A 6,058-nucleotide genomic window follows, 5' to 3' on the forward strand; every position below is an offset into this window, starting at 1 on the left:
AAGGGTTAACCGCATGTCTGACGCGCCGAAAAAAGTCGTCCTTGCCTATTCGGGCGGGCTGGACACCTCGATCATCCTCAAGTGGCTGCAAACCGAATACGGCTGCGAGGTCATCACCTTCACCGCCGACCTGGGCCAGGGCGAGGAGCTGGAACCCGCGCGCGCAAAGGCGGAACTGCTTGGAATCGCACCGGAAAACATCCACATCGAAGACCTGCGCGAGGAATTCGTGCGCGACTTCGTGTTCCCCATGTTCCGCGCCAACGCGGTCTATGAGGGGCTGTATCTGCTGGGCACCTCGATCGCGCGCCCGCTGATTTCCAAGCGGCTGGTGGAACTGGCGCACCAGCACGGCGCCGACGCGGTGGCCCATGGCGCGACCGGCAAGGGCAACGACCAGGTGCGGTTCGAACTGTCGGCCTATGCGCTGGATCCGTCGATCAAGGTGATCGCGCCCTGGCGTCTGTGGGATCTGACCAGCCGGACCAAGCTGATCGAGTTCGCCGAACAGAACCAGATCCCCATCGCCAAGGACAAGCGCGGCGAGGCGCCGTTCAGCGTGGACGCGAACCTGCTGCACACGTCGTCCGAAGGGAAGGCGCTGGAAAACCCGGCCGAGGCCGCGCCCGATTACGTCTATCAGCGCACCGTGAACCCCGAGGATGCGCCGAATACGCCCGAGTTCATCGAAGTGACCTTCGAACGCGGCGACGCGGTGGCGATCAACGGCGAGGCGCTGTCGCCCGCGACCATCCTGACCCGCCTGAACGAACTGGGCGGCAGGCATGGCATCGGGCGGCTGGACTTCGTGGAAAACCGCTTTGTCGGCATGAAGTCGCGCGGCATCTATGAAACGCCGGGCGGCACGATCCTGCTGGAAGCCCATCGCGGGATCGAGCAGATCACGCTGGACTCCGGCTCGGGGCACCTCAAGGACAGCCTGATGCCGCGCTATGCCGAATTGATCTACAACGGCTTCTGGTTCAGCCCCGAACGCGAGATGCTGCAGGCCCTGATCGACAAGTCGCAGGAGCATGTCTCGGGCACTGTCCGTCTGAAGCTGTATAAAGGGCTGGTGACCTGCGTCGGCCGCTGGTCGGACCAGTCGCTTTATTCCGAGGCGCATGTCACCTTCGAGGACGACGCGGGCGCCTATGACCAGAAGGACGCGGCGGGCTTCATCAAGTTGAACGCGCTGCGGCTGAAGCTGGTGGCGAACCGCAACGCGCGGGCGAAGTAAGCCGCCCCGCCTGACGACCGGCAAGGCTGCGGCATCCCCGCGGCCTTTTCTTTTGGCCGGGCCCGTTCCACAGTGGCGCGACCATCGAAAGGCCCGCGCCATGACAGACCGACCCGCCCGCATCAGCATCGTCACCGTCAGCGACCGCGCCGCGCGCGGCGAATACGAGGACAAGGGCGGCCCCGGCGCGGAAGGCTGGCTGCGCGATGTCGTGACCTCGCCCATGGAGATCACCCGCGTGATCATCCCTGACGGCCGCGAAGGCGTGGCCGCGACCCTGCGCGAACTGGTTGAGAACGGCGCGGACCTGATCCTGGTAACCGGCGGCACCGGCCCCGCACCCCGCGACCAGACGCCCGAGGCGGTTGCGGACGTGGCCGAAAAGGAACTGCCCGGCTTCGGCGAGGAAATGCGCCGCGCCTCGCTGGCCGAGGTGCCGACCGCGATCCTGTCGCGGCAAACGGCGGTGATCCGGGACGCGACGCTGATCATCACGCTGCCGGGGAAGCCCGCGGCAATTGCGACATGCCTGAACGCGGTGTTCGCGGCGGTGCCCTATTGCCTGGACCTGATCGGGGCGGCGAGGGTGGAGACGGATGCGGGGAAGGTGAAGGCGTTCCGCCCAAGCGAGGGCAAGCCGGCGGCATGATCCCCGCCATGGTCGGATACCCCGGCGCGCGAAGCGCCGTCCAGCATCTTGGCGCAACCGTTGCCGCAGGCTGCGTTGTCGCCAAGCAGGTACCTAGGTAGAGAACTCATTCAGGTCCAAGCAATTACGATAGAAACTAGCGCCAGACTGGCCAGGTAGTTACGAGCAAGGCAGTCGTATCGGGTCGCGATACGGCGCCAGTTCTTGAGCCTTCCCCACATTCGCTCGATGACGTTGCGCCGCTTGTATGCTCTCCGATCGAGCGGAAAGGGAAAGGTGCGTGTGGCCAAAGACGGGATCACCGCTTTGATGCGCCGGTGCTTGACCGGCGGGTGCTGAACGGCATCTTCTGGCGGCTCAGGACCGGAGCGCCCTGGGCGGATATTCCGACGCGTTATGGCCCCCATACCACCTGCGTGAACCGCTTCAACCGCTGGTGGGAAGCGGGGAATTAGGCGCGTATTCTGCAATCAGTATCAGATGCTTACACGGTGACATCCAGATGATCGACAGCTCTTCGATCCGGGTTCACCAGCATGGGGCCAACGGGCCGAAAAAAGGGGGGCGATCCGATTGCACGGGTCGCTCGCGCGGCGGCCTGACGACCAAGATCCACGCGCTTGTCGATGCCTTGGGCCGACCGATCCGCCTGAAGCTGACCGAAGAACAGGCCCATGACGGGCGCTCGGCGGCGGATATGGTCGAGGGCATCGGGGCGGGCCAGACCCTGCTGGCCGACCCGCGGGTATGACAGCGACGGGCTGCATGACAGCCTCGCCGCGCGGGGCGCCGGGGCTTGCATCCGGCTCATGCCGACGCGAAAACGCTTCCCGGTCTTCGATCCCATCCTCTACCGCCAGCGCAATCGGGTCGAAAGGGTCTTCAACAAGCTCAATCACTTCCGAGCAGTGGCCACAAGATATGACAAACGGGATGACAACTTCCTCGCAGCCGTCCAACTCGCATCCCTGCGCATCTGGCTAAGAACTTATGAGTCGGTGACCTAGACCAGCAGGTCGATGGTCCGCAAGATTTCGTCAAGACTTGCGTCGAAACCCTCGCGGTCGCCCTCGGCAACGACGAACCCATAGCGCATCCCCATCAGGTCGGTGAAATCCTTCCAGAGATTGTTGAAAAGATACGGAGGCTGGATCGTCAGCAGCGCCCCGTTGTCGGCCAGGGTCATGAAGGCGTGGCCCAGAGAGCTTCCTTCAACACCGATCGCGACCCGCGCGCCCGACAGCTTGCGGACGATGTCGGCCGCCGTTTCCCTTGCCGGATCGACGATCTCGAAGCCGCGGGCGGCCAGACCCTCCGCGACCTCCGTCTCGTTGCGCAGAACCCGGGGCTGCGAACCCGACCTGCCGCGCACCAGAAAGACTCCATGCCCGCAGTGCTTTGAGGGCTGCGCCCGCAGGCGTTCCCGCAGCGTCTGGAAGCGCAGGCGGCGATCCCGCGTCATTCCGATGTCCTGAAAGACCCAGGCCTCGCCAATGCGGACATTGCCAGTCACCTGCAGATCGATCCCCATCATCCGGTGATAGGCGGCAGGATGGCTCCAGTCGGCATGACGATGGCTGAAGGGCCGATAGGCCGGGGCAAAGTCGCCCGCAAGAAGCGCCGTGGCCGAGTCGTCCACCAGATAGTGGCCGAAATAAAGATCACTGACCGGAGTGCCGACGAATGCCGCCCGTTCGATCTTTCGGTCAACCACGGCGGCAAGCGGCGGCCGGTCATGCAGCATCTGGTGCCGGCTGCCCCTTGAATAAAGCGTTCCGCCGATCAGCAGGCAATCCCTGAGGCAATAGGCCTTTGTCGCAACATGATGGACCCGGCTGGCGGTGATCCGATCGATTTCATGTCGATGGCTGGTCAGGGCCTGGACATCCTTCACGCGGTCCAACTGGCCCGGCAGCCATGCCGCCTGCAGGCGGACTCCGTCCTCGGCTTCGGCAAGGACAACCGTTTCACAAGCCGCCCGGGCAGGATCCTGATCCAGGGAAAGGCGTTTGCGGATGCGATGCAGCAGAGGAACAAGCGACATGGGAAACCAGCAATGATCGTAATAATTCCGGGCAACATCCAGGAAGAGAAGCCGATGTAGCAACACGGATGCCGATGCGGCAACATGGTCTTTTGGGCAGATGAACCTCCCTTACCCCAACCACCCCACCACCACCGGCGCGATCACCGCCGTCAGCACCGCGTTCAGCCCCATCCCGATCCCCGAGAACGCGCCTGCCGTCTCGTTCACCTGGAACGCCCGCGCGGTGCCGATCCCATGCGCGGCGACCCCCACGGCAAAGCCCCGCGCGCGCCAGTCCCTCACCCGCAAGGCGTTCAGCAAAGGCGTCACGACAACCGCCCCGAAAATCCCCGTCAGCAGCACCAGGGCCGCCGTCAGCGTCGGCTGGCCGCCGATGCGCTCGGCAATGCCGATGGCGACCGGGGCCGTGGTCGATTTGGGCGCCAGGGACGCCAGCACCGGGCCGGAGATCCCGAACCCCCGCGCGATCAGCAGGGCGGACACAATCGCCACGCCCGATCCCACGAACAGCCCCGCCAGCATCGGCCACAGGGCGCGGCGGACCCTCGGCAGGTTGTCATACAGCGGCAGCGCCAGGCAGACCGTCGCGGGGCCGAGCATGAAATGCACGAACTGCGCGCCCTCGAAATAGGTCGCGTAATCGGTGCCTGTCGCGCCCAGCAGGACTGCCAGCAGGATCACCGCGATCAGCACCGGGTTGGCCCAGCTTTGCCGCCCCGCCGCGCGGAACAACGCGTCTCCGATCACATAGGCGACCAGCGTCGTGGTCAGCCACAGCAGCGGGCCTTGCGCCAGATAGGACCAGATCAGCGCGGGATCAGCCATCCTTGTCCCCTTTCAGCGCGGATGGATCGACCGAGCCCGTCCAGCGCGCCACTGCCTGGAAGGCCAGCGCCCCCGCCGCGATGGCCAGCACGGTGGACCCCATGATCGCCACCGCCAACCCGATGCCCTGGTCGCGCAGCACCGGCCAATGGGCCACGATCCCCACCCCCGCAGGCACGAAGAACAGCGACAGATGCGCCAGCAGGCCTTGCGCGGTGGGCCTCAGCCGGTCGGCCAGGGCGGGGCGCAGGATGCAGGCGGCGACCAGCAGGCACAGGCCCACCACCGGGCCGGGCAGGGGCAGGTCCAGGGCGCGGGACAGGATCTCTCCGGCCAGTTGAAAGGCCAGAATCAGGGACAGGGCGGCGATCATGCCGGGATGGTAGCGGAAATCGGCCCATCCACCATGCGCATCTTGTGGAAACTGTGTTGCGCCGGGCCAGATATAGTTGACTTGCACCCCCGCAATGGGACAATCCCCGGAAGAACAAAAAGGAACCACCGCTTGCGCTTCGACCGGCTGCGACTGAACGGCTTCAAGAGCTTCGTGGACCCGACCGACCTGGTCATCCGCGAGGGGCTGACGGGCGTGGTCGGCCCGAACGGCTGCGGCAAGTCGAACCTGCTGGAAGCCCTGCGGTGGGTCATGGGCGAGAACCGCCCCACCGCCATGCGCGGCGAGGGGATGGAGGACGTGATCTTTGCGGGCACCGCCCGCCGGTCCGCCCGCGCCCATGCCGAGGTGGTGCTGACCGTGGACAACCGCGACCGGCTTGCGCCCGCGGGCTTCAACGACGACGACCAGTTCGACATCGTGCGCCGGATCACGCGGGATGCAGGCAGCGCCTACAAGATCGGCGGCAAGGACGTGCGGGCGCGCGACGTGCAGATGCTGTTCGCGGATGCCTCGACCGGGGCGCACTCGCCTGCCTTGGTGCGGCAGGGGCAGATCAGCGAGCTGATCAGCGCCAAGCCGCGAAGCCGCCGCCGGATCCTGGAGGAAGCGGCGGGCATCAGCGGCCTTTACCAGCGCCGCCACGAGGCGGAACTGAAGCTGAACGCGGCCGAGGCGAACCTGACGCGGGTCGAGGATACGCTGGACCAGTTGTCCACGCAGGTGGTCTCGCTGACCCGCCAGGCCCGCACCGCCGCGCGATACCGCGAAATCGGCGCGGCGCTGCGCCTGGCCGAGGGCGCGCTGCTGTATCGCCGCTGGTCCGAGGCCGAGGCCGCGCGCTTGGCCGCCGCCGAGGCGCTGGCCGGGGCGATCCGCGATGCCGGTGCGGCCGAGGCGGCC

Annotated in this window: 11 protein-coding genes; 7 read left to right on the forward strand and 4 right to left on the reverse strand. The window is 66.1% G+C overall.

All coding sequences use genetic code 11. The annotated features are described in order from the left end of the window. Positions 1–13 precede the first annotated feature (13 nt). Together JX613_RS17350 and mog are read left to right on the forward strand one after the other, a co-directional pair. Entirely contained in the window at positions 14–1,240 is a 1,227-nt protein-coding gene (locus JX613_RS17350) for an argininosuccinate synthase (RefSeq protein ID WP_207102730.1), read from the forward strand. A gap of 100 nt (positions 1,241–1,340) precedes the next feature. Further along, positions 1,341–1,889 carry a molybdopterin adenylyltransferase gene (gene mog, locus JX613_RS17355; protein WP_207102731.1) on the forward strand — a complete coding sequence of 183 codons (549 nt, stop codon included), beginning with the start codon at positions 1,341–1,343 and terminating at the stop codon, positions 1,887–1,889. A gap of 110 nt (positions 1,890–1,999) precedes the next feature. Here the strand turns inward: mog and JX613_RS17360 are convergent, their stop codons facing one another. Further along, positions 2,000–2,191, reverse strand: coding sequence for a transposase (locus JX613_RS17360; protein WP_336512331.1), 192 nt, complete (start codon positions 2,189–2,191; stop codon positions 2,000–2,002). A 15-nt stretch (positions 2,192–2,206) separates the two neighbouring features. On the opposite strand from JX613_RS17360, the gene JX613_RS17365 reads away from it, so the two are divergent. The 3 genes from JX613_RS17365 to JX613_RS20420 are packed head-to-tail and all read left to right on the forward strand — an operon-like array spanning position 2,207 to position 2,896. Continuing rightward, positions 2,207–2,344: a transposase gene (locus tag JX613_RS17365; RefSeq protein ID WP_207102732.1), complete on the forward strand. Its 138-nt coding sequence runs from the start codon at positions 2,207–2,209 to the stop codon at positions 2,342–2,344. Positions 2,345–2,391: 47 nt separating this feature from the next. After that, the gene (locus JX613_RS17370; protein WP_207102733.1) at positions 2,392–2,640 is read left to right on the forward strand and encodes a transposase; all 249 of its coding nucleotides are present in this window, start codon (positions 2,392–2,394) and stop codon (positions 2,638–2,640) included. Then, positions 2,564–2,896: a transposase gene (locus tag JX613_RS20420; protein WP_207102734.1), complete on the forward strand. Its 333-nt coding sequence runs from the start codon at positions 2,564–2,566 to the stop codon at positions 2,894–2,896. Before JX613_RS17370 ends, JX613_RS20420 begins: the two co-directional genes overlap by 77 nt. Here JX613_RS20420 and JX613_RS17380 read toward each other — a convergent pair. Then, positions 2,893–3,633: a glycosyltransferase 61 family protein gene (locus JX613_RS17380; RefSeq protein ID WP_207102735.1), complete on the reverse strand. Its 741-nt coding sequence runs from the start codon at positions 3,631–3,633 to the stop codon at positions 2,893–2,895. The genes JX613_RS20420 and JX613_RS17380 overlap by 4 nt on opposite strands. A 78-nt stretch (positions 3,634–3,711) precedes the next feature. Between JX613_RS17380 and JX613_RS17385 the strand changes: the two genes are divergently transcribed. Beyond that, complete coding sequence (locus JX613_RS17385; protein WP_207102736.1) at positions 3,712–3,993, forward strand: hypothetical protein; 282 nt, start codon at positions 3,712–3,714, stop codon at positions 3,991–3,993. A 51-nt stretch (positions 3,994–4,044) separates the two neighbouring features. Here JX613_RS17385 and JX613_RS17390 read toward each other — a convergent pair whose 3' ends face one another. Both JX613_RS17390 and JX613_RS17395 read right to left on the reverse strand, forming a co-directional pair. Beyond that, positions 4,045–4,761 (reverse strand): LrgB family protein, encoded by a 717-nt coding sequence (locus JX613_RS17390; protein ID WP_207102737.1) that lies wholly within the window; start codon positions 4,759–4,761, stop codon positions 4,045–4,047. Next, a complete protein-coding gene (locus tag JX613_RS17395) occupies positions 4,754–5,134 on the reverse strand; it encodes a CidA/LrgA family protein (RefSeq protein WP_207102738.1) in 381 nt (126 codons plus the stop codon). Before JX613_RS17395 ends, JX613_RS17390 begins: the two co-directional genes overlap by 8 nt. Positions 5,135–5,266: 132 nt before the next feature. On the opposite strand from JX613_RS17395, the gene JX613_RS17400 reads away from it, so the two are divergent. Further along, the coding region (locus JX613_RS17400) for an AAA family ATPase (protein ID WP_237168672.1) at positions 5,267–6,058 on the forward strand (792 nt) is incomplete at its 3' end.

This window comes from Paracoccus shandongensis, from assembly GCF_017315735.1.
GTDB lineage: Bacteria > Pseudomonadota > Alphaproteobacteria > Rhodobacterales > Rhodobacteraceae > Paracoccus > Paracoccus shandongensis.